Below are 20,943 nucleotides of genomic sequence, written 5' to 3' on the forward strand. Positions count from 1 at the left end.
AGGGGACATGCCGGGTCGGCGGTTCACCTTTTTTCGGTGTTGTCCGCGGGCACGCGAAAGGACGCGAGCCGCTGACTGCGATTCGGTACGCCTGGTGTGACGGACTGCTCAGGCTCGGCGGTTAAGCGAATCAGCCAGTTTGACCCCGGCCCACAGCAAGGTCGAAATCGTTACGATGATGAAGCTCGGGGGAGCGGGAAACATCGCCGAAATCACCAGTCCGCCCCAGATCGCGAACAGGCACAGCAGCCCGGAGACCACCATGGCGCGCAGCGGCGATGCAACGAGGATGTTGGCCGTGGCGGCCGGAGTGATGACCAGCGCGAAGATCAGCAGAGTGCCGACCGCAGGGACCGCAATGGTGATGACGCCGGCCATGATCGCCATAAACGCGAGATTCATTATGCCGATCGGCACGCCTTTGGCTTGGGCCACCTGTTCGTCCAAGGCGCTGAACAGCAGCGGGCGATAAATGACTGAGAGCACCGAGAGCAGCAGCAGATCGAACAGCGCGAAGCCGATGATCTGATCGGTAGTGATCGTCAGGATCGAGCCGAAGAGGATGGACTGCATCTGCTGTGAGGCCGAAGTGGAAAGTCTGGCGAAGAACAGGCCCAGACCGGTCGCGAAGGCGAGCACGGTCCCGGTGGCGATTTCGCGCTGGGATGCGCGTTTGCCCAACGCGCCGATCACGATGGCCCCACCCAGCGCGAACACGCCAAGCCCGAGCGACACCGGCAGGCCGAGCAGCACGGCTCCGGTGGCGCCAGGCAGACCGATATGGGCCAGGGCGTGCGCTGCGAACGTGGAATGCCGTGCGATGGTGAAATAGCCCATGACCCCCGCGGCTAGCGCGATGCACAGCCCGGCGAGGAACGCATTCTTCATGAATGGAGTGGCGAGCGTCTCCAGCCAAGTCGGATCGAAGGAAAATCCTGCCGATGTCATGATGCCTGTGCCTCCTTGTTCCCGTTGTCTTTGGCGCCTCCGCTTGACTGGGTATCGCGGTGGTGCTGATGGAAGCGCGCAACTTCCTGCGGCGCATGAGTGTCGGCCTCGACGTCTTGAGGCTCATCTGCGCTGGGGGTGACGAACATGTCACCCTGCGGTGTAGTGACGACCTGAACGCTGGTGCCGTACAGGTGCGTGAGCAGGTCCGCGTCGAGCACCTTGTTCATCGCGGCGTAATGGGGGTGCCCGTCCAGCAGGTAGACGGCCCCGGTGAGAATTGGCAGCAGCATGTTGAGGTCGTGCGCCACGACTTGGATGGTCATGCCCAGCTCCCGGTTGAGCTTGGCCAAGACGTGCACCGTCGCGCGTTGGCTGGCCAGATCGAGATTGGCCAGCGGCTCGTCGAGCATGAGCAGCTGCGGATCGCAGACCAGCGCCTGGGCGATCGCCACACGCTGGCGCAGCCCTCCGGAAAGCTGGGAAAGTCGATATTTCGCCTTGTCTGCGATGCCGGTGAACGTCATCGCCTCATGCGCTTTGGCCCGCTGCGCCCTGGTGACCGGATGAATGCCGAAGCAGGTACCTGTCAGTCCCAGCAGCACCGATTGCTCAGCGGTGAGGTTCGAATCGATGGCCGTGGTGTAGCTTTGCGGCACATAGCCGATGAGGTGGTTGAGCGAACCGGCCGGCTTGCCGAGTACACTGAGCGAACCGGCCGCCAGCGGGATGAGCCCGAGTTCCGTTCCCATCATCGTGGTCTTGCCGGTGCCATTCGTGCCGACGATTGCCGTGACCGTGCCGCGAGGTATCGAGAAATCACCGTGCTGCCAGATGATGCGGTCGCCCCGTTTGACCGCAGCGTTGCGAAAAACGATCGCCCCGGCGTCGTCCGGGTCTGTTGCACCGATGCCTGCCTGCATGCCATCCTCGTTCCCTGCGCTCTCTACGGCCGATATGGCCATGCGCATCATCCAGCCATATGAGAGTTGGATTATCGCAAAGGAGGCTGACAATCATTCTCAAATGGAACGACCCAGACAGGTCAGCGCTTGGAAGAATTCGTGGACGCTGGCTGTTGCGCCGGCGAAGGCGATGAGGTGCCCTGTGTCGGAGAGCCCGGGTTGCCGGAAGTCTCGGGGGCGGTGGCATCCAACGCAGTCTCGATTGATTCGATCAGCGAGCCGATCCAATCGTCGAGCGTGGCCGTCTTGGCAGGCATTTGCGTGGCGACATCGACGATGGGGACAGCGCCGTCTTTGGCTGCCGCACGCAACAGCGTCACGGCATCCGCAGTCTCTCCTGGCGCCGAGTTCGTGGCATCCCCAGTACCGCTGCCGTTGTTGGTTTTCGTATCCTTTTTCGCGTTCCCGGATTCGCCGCTGGTGTCGACGAACAGCGCGACCGACCCGCCTTCCAACAGTTCCCGGAAGCCTTTGAGATCGGCCGGAGCGGGCTCCTGCCCTGCAAGCAGAGCCTGGGAGTAGCCTCGGGGTGTGGCATCCTTGAATCCCATGTCGTCCATGAGATAGAACGCCGCTGTTCCAGTGGCGGCGTAGCTTGCATTGCCGTGTGCGTTCGCGAAAGAGGCGATTTCGTCATCGAGCGTTTTCTCCTTCGCCTGCCACGTTTGTAGCCTGGCGGCGAAAGATTTCTTCTTCGTTGGCAGTGCCTTGCTGAAAGCCTCGGCCAGCTCTGAGGCCATGCCTGCGCGCACGTCTTTGGAAAGCCACAGATGCGGATTGTCGCCCTCCAAGGCGCCGATGGTTTCGGCGGCGGACACGGTGACTGTGCCTTTGACGAGGTTCTTCGTGGCCCAGGCATCATAGCCTGCGCCGTTGGTCACGACGATCGAAGCATGCTGCAGTTTGGCGGTGTCGGCCGACTTCGGCTCGAAATCCTGGGCTTCCTCATCCGAAGCCGGTGAAACGATGGTGTCAAGCGCAATATCGCTTCCGCCGATCTCTTCGGCCAGCGAGCCCCACTGCCTGATCGAAGCCACGACAGCAATCGGGCCGCTGGACGAGGGGGAGGCGCTGGAATGCTTCGGATCAGGCGAGGACATGTCGCAGGCCGCCAAGGACGCCGTCAAGACGATCGCGGTCGCAAGCGCGGTGAATTCGCGCAGCGCCTTTTTCCGCACAGCCTTCCATGTCATAGCAGCCTTCCTTGCCTTGCACAATAGCGTACCTGGCTACCGCGATGTGTCCTGGCGCACATCCCAGATGTGCCGTCCCTAATGCCTCACGCCGGCAACCGACAATACCTAACGATAATCTACGTTACGGAGCTTGCAATCCCAGCGGGAAGTGCCAGTGGCAAAACCGGTGACGGCGGCAGGCGGCGGCGATGTACGCGGGAGGAAAGGATGTCTATGGCCATACGACTTGACGGGAAGGCGGCGGCGGCCGATATCAAGGCCGATCTGGCGCGTAGGGTGCAGCGTTTGCTCGCCCGTGGAATCGAACCGGGGCTGGGAACGCTGCTGGTGGGCAGCGACCCGGCTTCCGCCAAATACGTATCCGGCAAACACGTCGATTGCGCCGAAGTGGGTATCCGCTCGATCCGGCGCGAACTGCCTGCCGATGCCAGCCAGACGCAAATCCTCGAGGCTGTGCGCGCGCTCAACGACGATCCGCGGTGCACCGGGTTCATCGTGCAGCTGCCGTTGCCGCGCGGCGTGAACCAGAACGAGGTCATCGACGCCATCGACCCGGGCAAGGATGTCGATGGGATGCACCCGTACAATCTCGGCCAGCTGGTCCTGCGCATCGGCGGCGGGATCGCCACGCCATTGCCCTGCACGCCGCGCGGCATACTCACGTTGCTGTCGCGCTACGGCATCGGTCTGGCGGGCAAGGATGTCTGCGTGCTCGGCCGCGGCATCACCATCGGGCGCACGATCCCCCTGCTGCTGACGCGTCGGGGGGTCGACGCGACCGTCACGGCGTGCCATACGGGCACGCGGGATGTGCACAGTCACCTGCGCCGGGCCGACGTCATCATCTCGGCGACCGGTCACCCGGGCTTTGTGCGCCCCGAGGACGTCAAGCCCGGTGCGGTGCTTGTCGATGTGGGTGTTTCGCGGGTGCTCGACGAGGATACCGGCCGTTACCGAGTCAGAGGCGACATCGACAAGGCCTGCTACGACCGCGCCGGCGCTTATACGCCGAACCCCGGCGGAGTAGGGCCGATGACCCGCGCGATGCTGCTGAGCAACGTCGTGGAGATGGCCGAACGGCGGGCTTCATAAGGTCGCATGCGGCATTCCGCGGCGCAATGCATGACACGACCGGAATATGACCGCTGCTTTGGACATGGCTTCCTGTATCTTAAAATATGTATGTGCCCGCAAGGGCACTGATAATTGAACATCGGCAATATCCATCCACTAGCAAACAGAAACCACTTATTTTAATGGCAGAGAACAATACGGAAGTCACCAAGGTCGCGATCAACGACATCGGCACTGAAGAGGACTTCATCAAGGCAGTCGATTCGACCATCAAGAACTTCGATGATGGCGATCTGGTCGAGGGAACCGTCGTCAAGGTCGATCATGACGAGGTGCTGCTCGACATCGGCTACAAAACCGAGGGTGTGATCCCCTCCCGCGAGCTTTCCATCAAGAAAGACGTCAAGCCTGAGGAAGTCGTTGCGGTCGGCGACTCGATCGAGGCGCTCGTCGTCACCAAAGAGGACAAAGAGGGTCGTCTGATCCTGTCCAAGAAGCGTGCCCAATACGAGCGTGCATGGGGCGACATCGAGACCATCAAGGATGCTGATGGCGTCGTCGAGGGCACGGTCATCGAGGCCGTCAAGGGCGGCTTGATCGTCGACATCGGCCTACGTGGCTTCCTGCCCGCGTCGCTGGTCGAAATGCGTCGCGTACGCGATCTGACCCCGTACATCGGCCAGAAGATCAAGGCCAAGATCCTCGAGCTCGACAAGAACCGCAACAACGTGGTCCTCTCCCGTCGCCAGTACCTCGAGGAGACCCAGTCCGAGGTGCGTGAGACCTTCCTTTCGCAGCTTAAGAAGGGCCAGATTCGTGAGGGCGTCGTGTCCTCCATTGTCAACTTCGGCGCGTTCGTCGACCTCGGCGGCGTCGATGGCCTGATCCACGTCTCCGAGCTGTCCTGGAAGCACATCGACCATCCGTCCGAGGTCGTCAAGGTCGGCGACAAAGTCACCGTCGAGGTGCTTGACGTCGATCTCGATCGCGAACGCATCTCGTTGAGCCTCAAGGCGACCCAGGAAGATCCGTGGCAGCGCTTCGCGCGCACCCACGTTCCCGGGCAGATCGTCAAAGGCAAGGTCACCAAGATTGTGCAGTTCGGCGTGTTCGTTTCCGTTGAAGACGGCATTGAGGGCCTGGTGCACATCTCCGAGCTGGCCAACCGCCACGTGGACAACCCCGAGACGGTCGTCAAGCCGAACGAAGAGGTATTCGTCAAGGTGATCGACGTCGATCTCGATCGTCGCCGCATCTCCCTGTCTCTCAAGCAGGCCAACGATTCCGTCGACGCCAGCTCCGAGGACTTCGATCCCGCGCTCTACGGCATGCCCGCCGAGTACGACGAGGAAGGCAACTACAAGTACCCCGAAGGCTTCGATCCGACGACCAACGAGTGGATCGCCGGCTACGAGAAGCAGCGCGAGGAATGGGAGTCGCAGTATGCGGCCGCCCACGACCTGTGGGAGCAGCACAAGGAGTTCGTCACCAAGGAGAGCGAGAACGCCGCTACTTCGGCCGCCGAAGACGGTCAGGGCGCACGGCAGGAACACGCCAACTCCGCCGGTTCGGAAGCCTCGAATTACTCGTCCAACGATGCGAACGAAGGCACTCTCGCCGGCTCCGATCAGCTTGCCGCGCTTCGCGAGCAGCTGCTGAGCGAGAAGAAGTGAGTCGTTAGGCTCGCGTATAACGTCACGAAGCCCGGTTTCCCCTTGAGGGGCCGGGCTTCGCCCGTATCCGGGCAGCGGCAAGCGCGCACTGCGCGCTTGCCGCTTTGCCGTTCCTGCCGTCTCCTGCTGACGCGCATCGAATCAGCCCACGCTACGATGGAATGCATGATGAGGATCGGACTGACTGGCGGCATTGCGGCCGGCAAGAGCACGGTGGCTGGGCATCTCAAGGATTTGGGGCTGCTCGTCATCGATTATGATGACTTGGCTCGGCAGGTCGTCGCCCCCGGCGGCGAAGGACTGAAACGGATTGCCCTGGAGTTCGGGAACGGGTCGATCACTGCCGAGGGGCAGTTGGATCGGGCGTGGATGGCCGATCATGTGTTCGGCGAGCAGGCTGCGCCCGGTGCTCGCGAGCGGCTCGATGCCATCGAACATCCGCTGATCTATGAGGCGGCGCGGCGCATCGAGCAGTCGTTGGAGTGCGGCGAGCGTGAAGCCGGGGACGAAAGCGAACGGGAGGCCAGCCACATGGGCATCCATGAGACCGGCGCAATCGGTGAGGGCGTCAAAGTCGGCGGCGACGGCTTTGACGATGAAGACCAGGGGGTGCACGAGCCAAAGATGCAGTCCATCGTCGTGCATGACGTGCCGCTGCTCTCCGAGGTGATCGATGCCATGCCGTTCTCCTTCGCGCATATCGTCTCGGTCGAGGCGCCAGCGGAAACGCGCATCGCGCGGATGGTGGGCGCGCGGGACATGACCCGCGTGCAGGCGCTGGCGCGCATCCGGCACCAGTCCAGCGAGGCGGAGCGCAGGGCGCTGGCGGATGCGGTCATCGACGCCAGCCAGCCAATCGAACGAATGTTCGAACATGTTGATATGCTGGTTGCGCAATGGCGGCAGGAGCTTCGCGCCGCGCCGTACTCTTGATGGCGGCGGCCATCGCACGGGAAGACGGTTGCACGGAGACGATGATTCTCATGGCCGCGCGAAAATATGGCAGTGCGCAGACGGCTGTGCAGATCCGGCTGTCTGGATCCGGCTGTCTGGATCCGACCGTTTGGATCCGATTGCGCAGACCTGACGCGGCGCCCGTCGATGCTGTGTTATCGGCACGGCGTTGCTGGGCGCCGCGCTGATCACATACGGTAATGACTAGCAGGCGACCAAAGGATCGGATGGACATGGGATTTAATATCGAGCGTGCGAACAAGCCTTTCGTCGTCAAATCGCCCTACCATCCCTCCGGTGACCAGCCGCAGGCCATCGACGAGCTGGCTACTCGCATCGAAAACGGTGAGAACGATGTGGTGCTGATGGGCGCCACCGGAACCGGCAAGACAGCGACCACTGCCTGGCTTATCGAGCGACTGCAGAGGCCCACGCTGATCCTGGAGCCGAACAAGACCCTCGCCGCGCAGCTGTGCGCCGAATTCCGCGAGCTCATGCCCGACAACGCCGTGAGCTACTTCGTGTCGTACTATGACTACTACCAGCCTGAAGCTTACATTCCGCAGACGGATACCTACATCGAGAAGGACTCGAACATCAACGACGACGTGGAGCGGCTGCGGCATGCGGCCACCGCCAATCTGCTCACCCGGCGCGACTGCGTCGTCGTGGCCACGGTCTCGTGCATCTACGGCTTGGGCACGCCTGAGGAGTATGCCGGCCGCATGCTGTTCTTGGAGGAAGGACAGCAGATAGACCGCGATACGCTGCTGCGCAAATTCGTCGACATGCAGTACAAACGCAACGACATCGCCTTCACCCGCGGCACGTTCCGTGTGCGCGGCGACACGGTCGAGATCATCCCAGTCTATGAGGAGCTCGCCGTGCGCATCGAGTTCTTCGGCGACGAGATAGACCGCATCTCGACTTTGCACCCGCTCACCGGCGATGTGATCGCCCACGAACAATCCGTCCATATCTTCCCCGCCTCGCACTATGTCGCTGGCCCCGAACGCATGGAACGCGCGCTGAAGGACATCAAAACCGAACTCGATGGGCGCGTCGCCGAGCTGCGCAACCAGGGCAAGGAGCTGGAGGCCCAGCGGCTGACGATGCGCACGACCTATGACCTGGAAATGCTCACGCAGGTGGGCGTATGCTCCGGCATCGAGAATTACTCGCGGCATTTCGACGGCCGCGCCCCCGGCACCGCGCCGCACACCTTGCTCGATTTCTTCCCCGATGATTTCCTGCTGGTCATCGATGAATCGCATGTCACCGTGCCGCAGATCGGCGCGATGTACGAAGGCGACGCCAGCCGCAAGCGCACGCTTGTCGAGCACGGCTTCCGCCTGCCGTCGGCGATGGACAACCGGCCGCTCAAATGGCCGGAGTTCCTGCAGCGCGTCGGCCAGACGGTCTACCTGTCCGCGACGCCCGGCGATTATGAGATGGGGCTTTCGGACGGCGTCGTCGAGCAGATCATCCGCCCGACCGGGCTGCTTGATCCGAAGGTCGAGGTGCGTCCAGTCACCGGGCAGATCGACGACTTGCTCGCCGAGATCAAGGACCGCGTCGCCAGGAACGAGCGCGCCTTGGTGACCACACTGACCAAGAAAATGGCCGAGGACCTCACGGATTACCTGTTGGAACGCGGCATCAAGGTCGAATACCTGCATTCCGACGTAGACACGCTGCGCCGCGTGGAGCTGCTGCGCGAACTGCGCGAGGGCAAAATCGACGTCATCGTCGGCATCAATCTGCTGCGCGAAGGCCTGGACCTGCCGGAAGTCTCCTTGGTCGCGATTCTCGATGCCGACAAAGAAGGCTTCCTGCGCTCCTATCGTTCGCTCATCCAGACGATTGGCCGAGCGGCCCGCAACGTATCGGGCACCGTGCTTATGTACGCCGACGAGATGACCGACGCGATGCACAAGGCCATCGACGAGACGAACCGCCGCCGCGCCAAGCAGATCGCCTACAATACCGAACACGGTATCGACCCGCAGCCGCTCATCAAGAAGATCAGCGACGTCAACGACATGCTCGCCAAGGAGGACGTAGACACTCAGACCCTGCTCGAAGGCGGCTATCGCAATGCCGGCAAGGCGGGCAACACGCATCTGGGCCTGCCAAACTTCGACCAGGACGAGGCCGATAAACGGCATCAGGAGATTCTCAAGGCCGGGTTGCCGGCGCAGGATCTCGCCGATCTGATCCGGCAGATGAGCGAGCAGATGCACACCGCCGCCGAACAGCTGCAATTCGAGCTCGCAGCGCGCCTGCGCGACGAGATCCGAGACCTGAAGAAGGAGCTGCGCCAGATCACCGAGGCGCAGAAGTAGCATCGCCATTCGGCCGATTGGCTAGGTGGACAAGCACAGGGTGCCGTCCGCAGGCGAGGTGGGCGAACTACCAGCGCAAGCTGCGCAAAACGCAACACGAAGTGCCGTCCGCAGGCGAGGTGGGCGAACGCCAAAGTCGCGAAGGGACGCGCCACAGGCAACTGCTGTCCACCGTCACCGGCCGTCCGTATGCTGGGAGCCATGGCCGAAACCCCCCTTGCCTTCATGATCATCACATTCGTCGTGCTCGCGGCGTTCTTCGTCGTCGACCTGTTTGTCATCGGGCGCAACCCGCATGTGCCGAGCACCAAGGAATGCCTGCGGCGCATCGTCTTCTTCGTCGCCATGGCACTGGTCTTCGGCGCGGTCTTATGGTTTGTGGTCGGGGCGAAGCCCGCCGTTGAATTCTATTCCGGCTGGCTCACCGAATACTCGCTGAGCATCGACAACCTATTCGTCTTCGTCATCATCATGGCGAATTTCGCAGTGCCGCGCAATCTGCAGAAGTACGTGCTCAGCATCGGCATCACCGTGGCGCTGATTTTGCGAGGCCTGTTCATCTTGGTCGGCGCCGCCATCATCGAGCGTTTCACATGGGTGTTCTTTCTGTTCGGCGCGTTCCTTATCGTCACGGCGGTCAGAACGGCGATGGGCGGCGACGAAGACGAGGAATACCACGAGAATGCCATCATCCGAGGCTTGCGCAAGGTTGTGAAGATCACCAACGAATATGATGGCGAGAAGTTGCGGACCGAGAAGAACGGCGTGCGTTTCTGGACTCCGATGCTCATCGTGTTCCTCACCATCGGCACCACGGACGTGATGTTCGCCTTCGACTCCATACCGGCGATCTTCGGGCTGACCAAGGATCCCTTCATCGTCTTCACTTCGAATGTCTTCGCGCTGCTTGGCCTGCAGCAGCTTTACTTTCTGCTGGGGGCTTTGCTCGACAAACTCGTCTATCTGCCGGCCGGGCTTGCAGTGGTGCTTGGCTTCATCGGCGTCAAGCTCATCATGGAGGCACTGAGCGGCAATTCGCTGCCGTTCATCAACGGCGGCCGGCCCATCGAGCAGGTGCCGGAATTGCCGACCTGGCTTTCGCTCGCGGTCATTGTGGCGGCGATCGGCGGCTCTGCCTTGGCCAGCGTCATTAAGATGCGCCGGGAGCAGTCGGCGGGCCAGACGTTGGGACAATGATGGCCCGGCTGCGGGGATTCTGGATTGTGAGCGCTCACAACACGCCAGTGCCTGCGCATGGATTCCTTCGTCGTCTCCTAGTAGACTGAACATCGACAGAGGGGTCGAAAGATCCTTGCTCATCAAAAAAGAAGAGGCAGGCATTCATGCGAAAAGCCAAAATCGTAGACACCATCGGTCCGGCTACTGAGTCATTGGAGGATCTCACCAAGCTCGTTGAAGCTGGCATGGACGTGGCGCGGCTCAATCGCTCGCACGGCACGCCCGAGGATCATCTCAAGGTGTACAACAACGTGCGCCAGGCATCCCGGGCAACTGGCCGCAATGTGGCGGCGCTGGTCGATCTGCAGGGACCGAAGATCCGCTGCGGATGGATCAAGAAGAACGCTCAGGGCGAGGACAAGGTCCAGCTGCAGGAGGGCCAGGAGTTCGTCATCACCACCGATGACCTCGAAGGCGACGAACATATTACGTCTACCACGTTCAAAGGCCTTCCCGGCGATTGCCATGCCGGCGACCCGATTCTGATCGACGATGGCAAGGTGCGTCTTGAAGTCACCAAGGTCGAGGGCAGCAACGTGCACACCAAGGTGATCGTTGCAGGCCCGGTCTCCAGCCATAAGGGCATCAATCTGCCCGGCGTGGCCGTGAGCCTCCCGGCCCTCACCGAAAAAGACGAGGCGGATCTGCGCTGGGCCATCCGGACAGGCGCCGACATCATCGCCATGTCCTTCGTGCGCTTCGCGACCGACATCGACCGCGCCCACGAGATCATGGACGAGGAAGGCCGCCGCATCCCGATCGTCGCCAAGATCGAGAAGCCGCAGGCTGTGGAGAACCTCGAGGAGATCGTCAAGACGTTCGACGGCATCATGGTGGCGCGTGGCGATATGGCGGTGGAAATGCCTTTCGAAGAGGTGCCGCTGGTCACCAAGCGTTGTATCGAGCTGGCGCGCCAATATGCCAAGCCGGTCATCGTCGCGACCGAAGTCTTGGGTTCGATGGTCCATTCGCCGATTCCGTCGCGCGCCGAGGCCTCTGACTGCGCCAATGCGATCCTTGACGGCGCCGATGCCACGATGACTTCGAACGAGACGGCGGTCGGCGACTATCCGGTCGAGACCGTGCGCACGATGAACCGCATCTCGAGCTATGCGACCGAGCACGGCTACGACCGCATTCCGGAGCTCAAGACGCTTGATATGTCGAGCACTGGCGCCGTTTCCTCGGCTGCCGTCGACCTGTCGGACAAGCTCAATGCCAAGGCCATCGTGGCCTACACGCAGACCGGGCACACTGTGCAGCGCGTCTCGCGCGAACGCCCGGCAGCCCCGATCTACGGCCTGACCAGCAACGAACACACCTATCATTGGCTTGCGCTGAGCTGGGGCACTGAGGCATTCCTGCTTCCCGGCGACTACCATGACATGAGCCGCAAGGATCTCATGATCTTCACCGACAAAGTGCTGCGTGACGCAGGCAAGGCCGGCGACGGTGACAAGATCGTCATCCTGAGCTCCGCCCAAGGTGTGCATCAGTCGGGGCGCACTGATTCGATCTACGTTCATACGGTCGGTGCCTGCGACTGATTCGGTGCAGGTTTCGGCCTGCAATGAAGGATCCGCGGCGAAACGGTGAGGGCAAGGCTGTGGCCCTGTGCGCCATTCATGAATTCATGAATGGCGCACAGGGCCACAGCCTATTCGCATGGTTTTGTCTATTCGATGGACAGACCGCAATGCAACCGCAACACCGCAATCACCGTTTTCGCATCGACGATGGTCCCATTGACGACCATGTGGTACGCCTCGTCGGGCGTATAGAAGCGGACATGCGCGCGCGGCGTCTCCGGACCGAGCTGCGAGTCGGTCGGCGCCGGAGTCAGTCCGGTGGCATAGAAGAGCACGGTGTGCTGCGCGGAGAAGCTCGGAGTGTTGATGAAACGTGTGAACTGCGTGAGATGCTGCGCTGCGTAGCCCGCTTCGTCGCGCAGCTTGCGCACCGCGATGTCGCGTGGCTGTTCGCCCGGCGTCTTGGCGTGCCCGCAAGGTATTTCAAGTGTCCAGCGATGTGTGGGGAGCCGATATTGCTCGATGAAGGGAACGCGTCCCTTGGACGTGAGCGCGAGCACGCCAATGGTGTCGCCGATGTTCTCATGGAGCAGATCCCGTTCGAAAGGCCCGGATTCAGGCGAGGAGAAGGTCACGTGGTCCACGCCGAAATAATGGCTGTCAAGGGTGGTGCGACGCGATTTCTCCTCGACAGGCGCGGGACGCCACGGGTCGAATCGCCGATAAGTTTCATTGCTCATACTGTCCTCCTTGAAGATGCCTTGCGCCACAGCCATTCTAAGCCTTCGACCCCGTGCGCAGCAGGCGGAACGCCGGTCGCGAACATGCGTTTTCGGCGCATAGCGAAGGCGAAGGCCGCCGCTGCGCTGGTTCCGGGCGACACACGGCTTGCACAGTCCGAAGAATATGGTAGATTGCCATGAGGCGGGCAGGCGCGTCAGGCGCCGAGTCCCGCGGTGCACGCCCTTGTATCCCAATTGGTAGAGGAAACAGCCTCAAAATCTGTGCAGTGTGGGTTCGAGTCCCACCAAGGGCACGTCAGGTCGGCGAAGACGAATTCCCACCTGCTTGATGGATGGATTCTGAGCGATTAGGTATTGAAAGAGGCTTCAGATGGCTACAACGAAGAAGGCGGAAGCGCAGGATACGGCGGATTCCGTGCTTACTGAAGAAGAACTCGCGGCGGTTGCGCGCGAGGATGGGCGGGCGGTGCAGGAAAAGCCGGCCGAAGGGGAACGTAAGCCAGGCAAGCCCACGGTTGTGGTGGCCGAAGACGAATCCGTCAACCGCATGGACCTGGTCGCAATGCTTGAAGACAACGGCTACCAGGTAATTGGCGAGGCAGCGAACGGGGAAGAGGCCATCGAGCTCACCCGCAAATTACATCCCGATGTGGTGTGCATGGACGTCAAGATGCCGCGCATGGACGGCATCGCCGCCGCCGGCACCATCTGCGACGAGAACATCGCTCCCGTGGTGATGCTGACGGCATACTCGCAGCCCGATCTGGTCAAGCAAGCCACTGGTGCCGGCGCAATGGCGTACGTCACCAAACCGTATGAGGAATCGAAGCTGCTGCCGGCGCTCGAGGTCGCGATGGGCCGCTTCGCCGAGATCAACGATCTGCTCGACAGCGTGGAACGCAGCGAGGGACGGCTCCAAGAGGCGCAGGACGAGCTGAAAAAAACCGAGGAAAAGCTTAAGAAGGCGGAAGACACGCTCGAAGAGCGTAAATTCGTCGACCGGGCCAAGGGCCTGCTGATGGATAAGGCTGATTTCTCGGAGCAAGGCGCTTTCCGCTGGATTCAGAAAGCCTCGATGGATCAGCGCATTCCGAAGAAGCGGCTGGCCATGGCGATCATCGCCAAGTACGGCGACGAAAAACCGGAGGATGACGAGTAACGAGGCGGAATAACACGATAGGCCGGGGCGCGGTACGCACAGCGTGATGGGTACAATCTGGCAGGCAGGTCGATAGGCGGGACATGAGCGAAGAAAACAACCCAGAGGAGACATTGCTGGTCGTCGATGGGCATTCGCTCGCGTTCCGCGCCTATTTCGCGCTGCCAGTCGATAATTTCACGACGTCTGCAGGCCAGCCCACGAACGCGGTCTGGGGTTTCGTCACCATGCTCGCGCAGGTGATCGATGCGGAGAAGCCCAATCATCTCGCGGTCGCCTTCGATGTCAAGGGCGGGACATTCCGCAATACGATGCTGCCGCAGTACAAAGGCACGCGCGATGCCGCGCCGGAGGATCTGCTCACCCAGCTGCCGCTGATCCAGCAGCTACTGGGTGCGCTGGGCGTCACCTACATCGAAAAGCCAGGGTATGAAGGCGACGATGTGATCGGCACGCTGGCGAGCATGGGGGAGGCGTGCGGCTATCGCACGCTGGTGCTCTCCGGCGACCGCGACGCCTTCCAGCTGGTTGACGATGCGATCACGGTGCTGTATCCGGGCCATCATTTCAAAGACCTGAAACATATGACACCGGATGAGATCGTGGACAAATACCATGTCACGCCCGGCCAATATCCGGATCTCGCTGCGTTGCGCGGCGAAACCGCCGACAATATCCCCGGGGTCCCCGGCGTGGGAGACGGTTATGCCGCCAAATGGATCAACCAGTTCGGCTCGCTCGAACAGATTCTTGATCATGCCGATGAGATCACCGGCAAAAAAGGAGAATCGCTGCGCGAGAACGCCGATCAGGTCCGGCTCAATCGCAAGGTCAACGCACTGGTACGTGATCTAGACTTGGGGGTGCGCATCGCTGATTGCACCTTCGGACAGATCAATCTCGACAAGATCGACCAGCTTTTCACGCAGCTCGAATTCGGCACGCGCACCAAGCGGCGCATCATAAAGTCCTTTGCCGCGGCGCCGGGCAGCGAAGTGCTCGCGTCTGAGGCGGCCGACGATTCAGAACCGGCCGAACATGGGCGGGAGCCCATAGAAACACAGGTCATCGGCGATGCGGCGGCGCTGAGGGCCTGGGTGAAAGCGTATTGCCCGCAACCGCAGATCGATGGCGAGGATGGCGCTGAGAACAACAGCGCCGAGCACTCCGCCGGGGCAATGCAACCAAAGCCGGTCCAATCCGAGGCCACGCATACCCGGACGGCGCGTTTCGCCGATACGCAGGCTGACCCGCGCAACTATGTAGATGCAACGCTGCGAAGCGCTCCCGGCATGGGCTCGACTTGGGTGCTGCATGCGCAAGGGTCGGCCAAGCCCGGGCGTGCCTCGCTGAGCTGTTTGGTGTTGTTCGCTTCAGACCATGCCGCAGTAGTGCGGGCCGGGTTCGACGATGAGCTGCGCGAGACGCTGCAACAGCTGTGCGACAGCCGGCACGGCAATCTCGTGATGCATGGCTACAAGGAGCACAAGCACATCCTGGAGACGGCTGGGCTGCGGCTGTCGCTTCCCTTTTTCGACACGAAGCTCGCCGGATATCTGGTGCATCCTGATTTTCACGCCGATACGCTGGAGCAGTCTGCCGCGCATTTCCTCGAGATCCATCTCGAGGAAACGGATGCAGTGACGCAGGGTCAGCTCGATCTGGACGAGAACCAGCCCGACGCCGGGGAATTCGAGTATGCGGTCAAGCAGGCGGCGATCGTACGCCAGCTCGCTGATGCACTGGCGTCGAGACTCGATAAGGGACGGCAGTTCGGCCTCCTGCGCGCGATTGAAATGCCGGTCTCCGACGTGCTCTACGGCATGGAGCACACTGGAGCCAGCGTGAATATCGAACGTCTGAACGGCATGCTCGAGCAGTTCGCCGCCGATGCGAACCAGGCGCAGGACATCGCATGGCAGGCTGCGGGCAGCCAGATCAATCTGCAGAGCCCTAAGCAGCTGCAGAAGGTGCTGTTCGAAGATATGGGCCTGAAGCCCACTCGGCGGACCAAATCCGGTTCCTACACCACGAATGCGGCATCCTTGCAGAATCTCTACATCAAATCCGCCGACAACGAGCGGGCGAATACTTTTCTTGGCGCGCTGCTGCGGCACCGCGAGACCAACAAGCTCAAACAGATCGTGCAAACGCTGCTCGATGCGGCGAATCGTCATGACATGCGCATTCATACGACGTATGAGCAAACGGTCGCCGCGACCGGCAGGCTGAGCTCAGTCGATCCGAATCTGCAGAACATTCCCAACCGCAACGCCACAGGACGCGAAATACGCTCGGCCTTCGTGCCGGGGGAGGGATTCGAATCGCTGCTGAGCTGCGATTATTCGCAGGTCGAGCTGCGCATCATGGCTGATCTGTCCGGAGACGAGACGCTGATCGAGGCGTTCCGCTCGGGTACGGATTTCCATAAATACGTGGCCAGCCTAGTCTACGACGTGCCGGTGAAGCAAATCACCTCCGACCAGCGCAGCCATGTGAAGGCGATGAGCTACGGCCTGGCCTACGGACTGAGCACCTACGGTCTCGCCCAGCAGCTCAAGATCAGCCCGGCTGCAGCTGACGTCTTGCGCGACCAGTATTTCTCCACCTTCGGCAAGGTACATACGTACCTCGAATCGCTGGTCTCCACGGCACGGCGCAAAGGCTACACCGAGACGATGTTCGGGCGCCGGCGTTACTTCCCCGCGCTCGCATCGAGTAATCGGGTCGCGCGGGACGCAGCCGAACGCGGGGCGCTCAACGCGCCAATCCAAGGTTCGGCCGCAGACATCATGAAGCTGGCGATGATTCGCGCCGAACGTCTGCTCCGGGAAGCGGGAGTCGTCAGCCGCATCATTCTGCAGATCCATGATGAACTCGTCGTCGAGGTGGCCCCGGGGGAGGCCGAACAGGTCAGCGGCATCGTCAAGGATGCCATGGAGCATGCCGTCGATATCGCCGTGCCTTTGGACGTTTCCACAGGCATCGGGGCCGATTGGCAGCTCGCCGCACACTGAGGGTTCAACGCGGGGCATCATCCATCCAGCAGCATGGCGGGCATCCGGCGCAGGCCATTGCAGAGACGGCGTGCCCGTTGGATGGGCGCCCGGTGTGGGTTTCCAGCTATGCGCACAGGGCATATAACAAAAGCGAACAACAGAAAGGTCATTCGTCATGCCTACGCTCAACCAGATCGTCGAAGTGCTGGAAACGCTGTACCCGCTGCGCTACGCGGAGGAATGGGACGCGCCCGGGCTCATCGTGGGCGACTTGCATGCGCCGGTGCGGCGCGTCGCTTTCGCTGTCGACCCGACGATGGATGTGATCGACGATGCGCTGGCGATGTCCGCCGATCTGCTGATATGCCATCATCCGCTGTTCTTCCGGCCGGTGCATGCCGTCTCGGGGTTGGATTTTCGCGGCGCGATCGTCGGCAAACTCTATGCCGGGCATTGCGCGCTATGGGTTGGTCATACCAACGCCGACAGCGCCTATCGCGGGGTCGCGCAGGCTGCCGCGGACGCCTTCGGGCTGGTTGAGCAGCGCCCGCTGGAGCCGATTGAGGATCCCCAGGCGCAGCATGCTGTCGGTCTAGGCCGCATAGGGCGCTTGGAACGCCCGATGAGCTTGGAGGCATTCGCACGTCGGGCCGCTGCCGCGCTGCCGCCGACGAAGCTCGGCGTGCAGGTCGGCGGCGACTTGTCGGCGCCAATCAGCACTGTTGCCGTACTGCCCGGTTCCGGCGATTCCGAATTCGATGTGGTGCGTGACTGTGGCGCCGACGTCTACGTGACCAGCGATTTGCGCCACCATCCGGCGACCGATGCGCTCCAGCAGATGCGCTATGAGGCATCGCTGTGCGCTGAAGGAACCGAGACGGGCAAAGGGAGCGGATCCGGCAGACCGGCGCTCATCAACACCCCGCATAGTGCCATCGAATCGCTCTGGCTGCGCTACGCCGTGGAAGACGTTCCCGCGGCTGTGGAACAGGCGACCGGAGGCAGACTCGACGAGGTGCGGCATCTCGTTCGCAACACCGATCCGTGGACGCTGTCAATACCGTGCGAATAACGCGCTGTTGATTGCGTGCGAGTGCCATGCCGAGCTGACGAAGACGCCCAATAGCACGAGAAGAACGGTGGTACAAAGCTTGCCTGGACGGCGGCGAACAGACAGACGGGCAAAGGGGAGAGGCAATGAACATGCAGGATAACCGCATCGCGAAACAGCAGCATACAATGGCAGAGCGCACCCATGATGCCGACGCTGAGACCTCAGATGGACAAGCGGGCAACGGCGCGGCAGAATTCGCCGGCCAGCCGATGCAGGGCACTCGCATCGACATGGGTCGGCCGGCGCGCATCACGCGTTCGGACACTGTTTATCAAGGCGCTATCTTCTCCGTGGAAGACCGCACGGTGTCCGTGAGCTCTCGTGGCGGCGAGCGGCTCGACATCCGAAGACAAGTCGTTCTGCATGCGCCGAGCGTCGTGATGCTCGTGCACGACTTGCAGCGCGACCTTTATCTCGCCGAACGCGAATACCGGGCCGGCTCGAACATCTTCGCATACGGCATCCCTGCAGGGCTTATGAACGAGGACGAGGACCCCGAGCGGGCGGCTCTGCGCGAACTGCGCGAGGAGACCGGGGTCGAGGCCGATGCCGCGGATCTGCAGATCGATCGCGTGGGCGACTTCTATTCCTCGGAAGGCATGACCGACGAACTCGTGCACGTCATGGTGCTGCATCTGAAGGCTTGGCGCGCCACCTCGCGGCATTTCGACGAGGACGAATACGTGGAATCGGCTTGGGTAAGCTGGAGCGAACTCACCATCCTGCCCATCGCCTCATCGAATTCCGTCATTGCCATCCAGCACGAAACGCTGCGCCGCGTACGTGCCCGGACATGCTAGATGGCGGGCTCGACTTTCCAAGGGTGCACGCATGCATCCGGTAACGTGCCATACTAGTGTCTATGCAAATCAGACCAGGTTCCATGTATCCGCTGGGCGCGAGCTATGACGGCGCCGGCGTCAACTTCGCCTTGTTCTCCCAAGTCGCCGAAAAGGTCGAGTTGTGTCTGTTGGACGAGAACAACATTGAAACCCGCGTTGAGATGACCGAGCAGAACTCCTACATCTGGCACAATTACATCCCCGGCATTCAGCCCGGTCAGCGCTACGGCTACCGCGTCTACGGTCCGTACGACCCGGCCAACGGGCTGCGCTGCAACCCGCACAAGCTCCTGATCGACCCCTATGCCAAAGCGATCGAAGGCAACATCGACGGCGACGAGAGCCTATACTCCTACTCCTTCAGCAATCCCGACGACGTGAAAACGATGAATACGCTCGACTCTGCCGACCACACGATGAAAGCGGTCGTCGTCAATCCGTATTTCGACTGGGGCAGCGACCAGCCTCCGGCCATCTCATACCACGATTCCGTGATCTACGAGGCGCATGTACGCGGCATGACCAACCTCAACCCCATGGTTCCACCCGATTTGCGTGGCACTTACGCCGGGCTGGCATATCCCAGCGTCGTGGAGTATCTCAAAAAGCTCGGTGTCACTGCAATCGAACTCATGCCGATCCATCAGTTCATCAACGATCCCTCCCTGCAGCAGAAGGGTCTGAGCAACTACTGGGGCTACAACACCATCGGCTTCTTCGCGCCGCAGAACTCCTATTCCAGCTCCGGCCAGTGCGGCGAGCAGGTCAACGAATTCAAATCCATGGTCAAGGCCTATCATCGCGCCGGCATGGAGGTCATTCTCGATGTCGTATACAATCACACCGCTGAGGGCAATGACAAAGGCCCCACGCTCAGCTTCCGCGGCATCGACAACGAGTCCTATTACCGTCTGGTAGACAACGACAAACGGCATTACTTCGACACGACAGGCACCGGCAACTCGCTCCTCATGCGTTCGCCGCACGCATTGCAGCTCATCACCGATTCTTTGCGCTATTGGGCTAGCGAGATGCATGTAGACGGCTTCCGTTTCGATTTGGCCGCCACGCTTGCCCGCCAGTTCCAAGAGGTAGACAAGCTTTCGGCGTTTTTCGACATCGTCGAACAGGATCCGGTCATTTCGCGCGTCAAACTGATCGCCGAGCCTTGGGACCTGGGTTCGGGAGGCTATCAGATCGGCGGATTCCCCTCCAGCTGGTCCGAATGGAATGGGCGCTACCGCGACTGCGTGCGTGATTTCTGGCGTTCGCAGCCATCCACACTGCCCGAATTCACCAGCAGGCTGATGGGCAGCTCTGATCTTTACCAAGTAAACGGGCGCCGCCCGGTGGCGTCGGTGAACTTCATCACCGCGCACGACGGGTTCACCATGAACGATCTGGTCAGTTACAACGACAAGCACAATGAGGCCAACGGCGAGGACAACCGCGACGGCGAAAGCAACAACCGCTCGTGGAATTGCGGTGTCGAGGGCCCGACGACCATTCATGACGTGAACGAGCTACGCCAGCGTCAGATGCGCAACATGTTCGCTACGCTTCTGGTCAGCCAGGGCATTCCGATGATCAGCGGCGGCGACGAAGTGGCGCGTACCCAACAGGGCAACAACAACGCCTACTGTCAAGACAACGAGATCTCGTGGACGAACTGGGACTTGGACGAATCGCACAAAGACCTGCTCGAATTCGTCTCCAAACTCATCCATCTGCGCCTCGAGCATCCGGTGCTGCATCGCCGGCGCTTCTTCACCGGACGCAATCCAGGCGATGATGGCTCGGCGATCCCGCAGGCGGAATGGTTCGATCACACCGGCTCGATCATGGATTTTGACGATTGGTCGAATACACATGCCTTCTCGGTGATGCTCTTCCTCAACGGTTCGGACATCCCCGAAACCGACTGGTACGGCAACCGGATGATCGACAACGATTTCATCCTCATCTTCAACGCGCACTACGAGCCGATCATGTTCACACTGCCCGATGAGCAGTATGGCAGCAAATGGCAGCTGATCGTCGATACGCACAACCCCAAGGGGCCGGAGCTCAGTTATGAGGCGGGGTTCTCCATCACTGCGCAGTCGCGCAGCTTCCTGCTGCTCATGAGCGCCAAAAAACCGGATCCGCCGATCAACTTCTGAG

15 protein-coding genes and 1 tRNA gene are annotated in these 20,943 nt (G+C 61.3%); 12 read left to right on the forward strand and 4 right to left on the reverse strand.

From position 1 onward, the window contains the following. Positions 1 to 108 precede the first annotated feature (108 nt). From LKG04_RS03315 to LKG04_RS03325, 3 genes are all read right to left on the reverse strand, one after another. Positions 109 to 948 (reverse strand): metal ABC transporter permease, encoded by an 840-nt coding sequence (locus LKG04_RS03315; RefSeq protein ID WP_291760395.1) that lies wholly within the window; start codon positions 946 to 948, stop codon positions 109 to 111. Next, positions 945 to 1,871 (reverse strand): ABC transporter ATP-binding protein, encoded by a 927-nt coding sequence (locus LKG04_RS03320; RefSeq protein ID WP_291760565.1) that lies wholly within the window; start codon positions 1,869 to 1,871, stop codon positions 945 to 947. The genes LKG04_RS03315 and LKG04_RS03320 overlap by 4 nt, the downstream gene beginning before the upstream one ends. A 122-nt stretch (positions 1,872 to 1,993) precedes the next feature. Further along, the gene (locus LKG04_RS03325; RefSeq protein WP_291760398.1) at positions 1,994 to 3,106 is read right to left on the reverse strand and encodes a metal ABC transporter solute-binding protein, Zn/Mn family; all 1,113 of its coding nucleotides are present in this window, start codon (positions 3,104 to 3,106) and stop codon (positions 1,994 to 1,996) included. 216 nt (positions 3,107 to 3,322) lie between these two features. Here LKG04_RS03325 and LKG04_RS03330 point away from each other — a divergent pair, with 216 nt between their 5' ends. The 6 genes from LKG04_RS03330 (at position 3,323) to pyk (ending at position 11,941) form a co-directional block, all read left to right on the forward strand. Next, positions 3,323 to 4,201: a bifunctional methylenetetrahydrofolate dehydrogenase/methenyltetrahydrofolate cyclohydrolase gene (locus LKG04_RS03330; protein ID WP_291760400.1), complete on the forward strand. Its 879-nt coding sequence runs from the start codon at positions 3,323 to 3,325 to the stop codon at positions 4,199 to 4,201. Positions 4,202 to 4,365: 164 nt separating this feature from the next. Further along, positions 4,366 to 5,856 carry a 30S ribosomal protein S1 gene (gene rpsA, locus LKG04_RS03335; RefSeq protein WP_291760403.1) on the forward strand — a complete coding sequence of 497 codons (1,491 nt, stop codon included), beginning with the start codon at positions 4,366 to 4,368 and terminating at the stop codon, positions 5,854 to 5,856. A 156-nt stretch (positions 5,857 to 6,012) separates the two neighbouring features. Continuing rightward, on the forward strand, positions 6,013 to 6,789 hold the full coding sequence (gene coaE, locus LKG04_RS03340) for a dephospho-CoA kinase (protein WP_434734843.1): 777 nt from the start codon (positions 6,013 to 6,015) through the stop codon (positions 6,787 to 6,789). 254 nt (positions 6,790 to 7,043) lie between these two features. Then, a complete protein-coding gene (gene uvrB / locus LKG04_RS03345) occupies positions 7,044 to 9,155 on the forward strand; it encodes an excinuclease ABC subunit UvrB (protein WP_291760406.1) in 2,112 nt (703 codons plus the stop codon). Positions 9,156 to 9,356: 201 nt separating this feature from the next. Then, positions 9,357 to 10,352 carry a TerC family protein gene (locus tag LKG04_RS03350; protein WP_291760408.1) on the forward strand — a complete coding sequence of 332 codons (996 nt, stop codon included), beginning with the start codon at positions 9,357 to 9,359 and terminating at the stop codon, positions 10,350 to 10,352. 146 nt (positions 10,353 to 10,498) lie between these two features. Then, complete coding sequence (pyk, locus tag LKG04_RS03355; RefSeq protein ID WP_291760411.1) at positions 10,499 to 11,941, forward strand: pyruvate kinase; 1,443 nt, start codon at positions 10,499 to 10,501, stop codon at positions 11,939 to 11,941. Positions 11,942 to 12,069: 128 nt separating this feature from the next. Here the strand turns inward: pyk and LKG04_RS03360 are convergent, their stop codons facing one another. Continuing rightward, on the reverse strand, positions 12,070 to 12,663 hold the full coding sequence (locus LKG04_RS03360) for an NUDIX domain-containing protein (protein WP_291760414.1): 594 nt from the start codon (positions 12,661 to 12,663) through the stop codon (positions 12,070 to 12,072). Between the two features lie 222 nt (positions 12,664 to 12,885). Here LKG04_RS03360 and LKG04_RS03365 point away from each other — a divergent pair. The 6 genes from LKG04_RS03365 to glgX all read left to right on the forward strand — a co-directional run bounded on the left by LKG04_RS03365 (position 12,886) and on the right by glgX (position 20,942). Next, positions 12,886 to 12,959, forward strand: a tRNA-Leu gene (locus LKG04_RS03365). 77 nt (positions 12,960 to 13,036) lie between these two features. Continuing rightward, the gene (locus LKG04_RS03370) at positions 13,037 to 13,825 is read left to right on the forward strand and encodes an ANTAR domain-containing response regulator (protein ID WP_291760416.1); all 789 of its coding nucleotides are present in this window, start codon (positions 13,037 to 13,039) and stop codon (positions 13,823 to 13,825) included. Positions 13,826 to 13,908: 83 nt separating this feature from the next. Next, positions 13,909 to 16,842: a DNA polymerase I gene (gene polA, locus LKG04_RS03375; protein ID WP_291760419.1), complete on the forward strand. Its 2,934-nt coding sequence runs from the start codon at positions 13,909 to 13,911 to the stop codon at positions 16,840 to 16,842. 157 nt (positions 16,843 to 16,999) lie between these two features. Next, positions 17,000 to 17,896, forward strand: a complete 897-nt coding sequence (locus LKG04_RS03380) for a Nif3-like dinuclear metal center hexameric protein (protein ID WP_291760421.1) — start codon at positions 17,000 to 17,002, stop codon at positions 17,894 to 17,896. A gap of 251 nt (positions 17,897 to 18,147) precedes the next feature. Further along, positions 18,148 to 18,738 carry an NUDIX hydrolase gene (locus tag LKG04_RS03385; RefSeq protein ID WP_291760570.1) on the forward strand — a complete coding sequence of 197 codons (591 nt, stop codon included), beginning with the start codon at positions 18,148 to 18,150 and terminating at the stop codon, positions 18,736 to 18,738. 62 nt (positions 18,739 to 18,800) lie between these two features. After that, a complete protein-coding gene (gene glgX, locus LKG04_RS03390) occupies positions 18,801 to 20,942 on the forward strand; it encodes a glycogen debranching protein GlgX (protein WP_291760424.1) in 2,142 nt (713 codons plus the stop codon). Position 20,943 lies beyond the last annotated feature (1 nt).

It is taken from the genome of Bifidobacterium sp. (assembly GCF_022640935.1).
GTDB lineage: Bacteria > Actinomycetota > Actinomycetes > Actinomycetales > Bifidobacteriaceae > Bifidobacterium.

Excerpts from the sequence above, each read along its gene's own strand:
- LKG04_RS03315 (WP_291760395.1), bottom strand. The coding sequence starts at position 948 with ATGACATCGGCAGGATTTTCCTTCGATCCGACTTGGCTGGAGACGCTC.
- LKG04_RS03320 (WP_291760565.1), bottom strand. The coding sequence starts at position 1,871 with ATGCAGGCAGGCATCGGTGCAACAGACCCGGACGACGCCGGGGCGATC.
- LKG04_RS03325 (WP_291760398.1), bottom strand. The coding sequence starts at position 3,106 with ATGACATGGAAGGCTGTGCGGAAAAAGGCGCTGCGCGAATTCACCGCG.
- LKG04_RS03330 (WP_291760400.1), top strand. The coding sequence starts at position 3,323 with ATGGCCATACGACTTGACGGGAAGGCGGCGGCGGCCGATATCAAGGCC.
- rpsA (WP_291760403.1), top strand. The coding sequence starts at position 4,366 with ATGGCAGAGAACAATACGGAAGTCACCAAGGTCGCGATCAACGACATC.
- coaE (WP_434734843.1), top strand. The coding sequence starts at position 6,013 with ATGGAATGCATGATGAGGATCGGACTGACTGGCGGCATTGCGGCCGGC.
- uvrB (WP_291760406.1), top strand. The coding sequence starts at position 7,044 with ATGGGATTTAATATCGAGCGTGCGAACAAGCCTTTCGTCGTCAAATCG.
- LKG04_RS03350 (WP_291760408.1), top strand. The coding sequence starts at position 9,357 with ATGGCCGAAACCCCCCTTGCCTTCATGATCATCACATTCGTCGTGCTC.
- pyk (WP_291760411.1), top strand. The coding sequence starts at position 10,499 with ATGCGAAAAGCCAAAATCGTAGACACCATCGGTCCGGCTACTGAGTCA.
- LKG04_RS03360 (WP_291760414.1), bottom strand. The coding sequence starts at position 12,663 with ATGAGCAATGAAACTTATCGGCGATTCGACCCGTGGCGTCCCGCGCCT.
- LKG04_RS03370 (WP_291760416.1), top strand. The coding sequence starts at position 13,037 with ATGGCTACAACGAAGAAGGCGGAAGCGCAGGATACGGCGGATTCCGTG.
- polA (WP_291760419.1), top strand. The coding sequence starts at position 13,909 with ATGAGCGAAGAAAACAACCCAGAGGAGACATTGCTGGTCGTCGATGGG.
- LKG04_RS03380 (WP_291760421.1), top strand. The coding sequence starts at position 17,000 with ATGCCTACGCTCAACCAGATCGTCGAAGTGCTGGAAACGCTGTACCCG.
- LKG04_RS03385 (WP_291760570.1), top strand. The coding sequence starts at position 18,148 with ATGCAGGGCACTCGCATCGACATGGGTCGGCCGGCGCGCATCACGCGT.
- glgX (WP_291760424.1), top strand. The coding sequence starts at position 18,801 with ATGCAAATCAGACCAGGTTCCATGTATCCGCTGGGCGCGAGCTATGAC.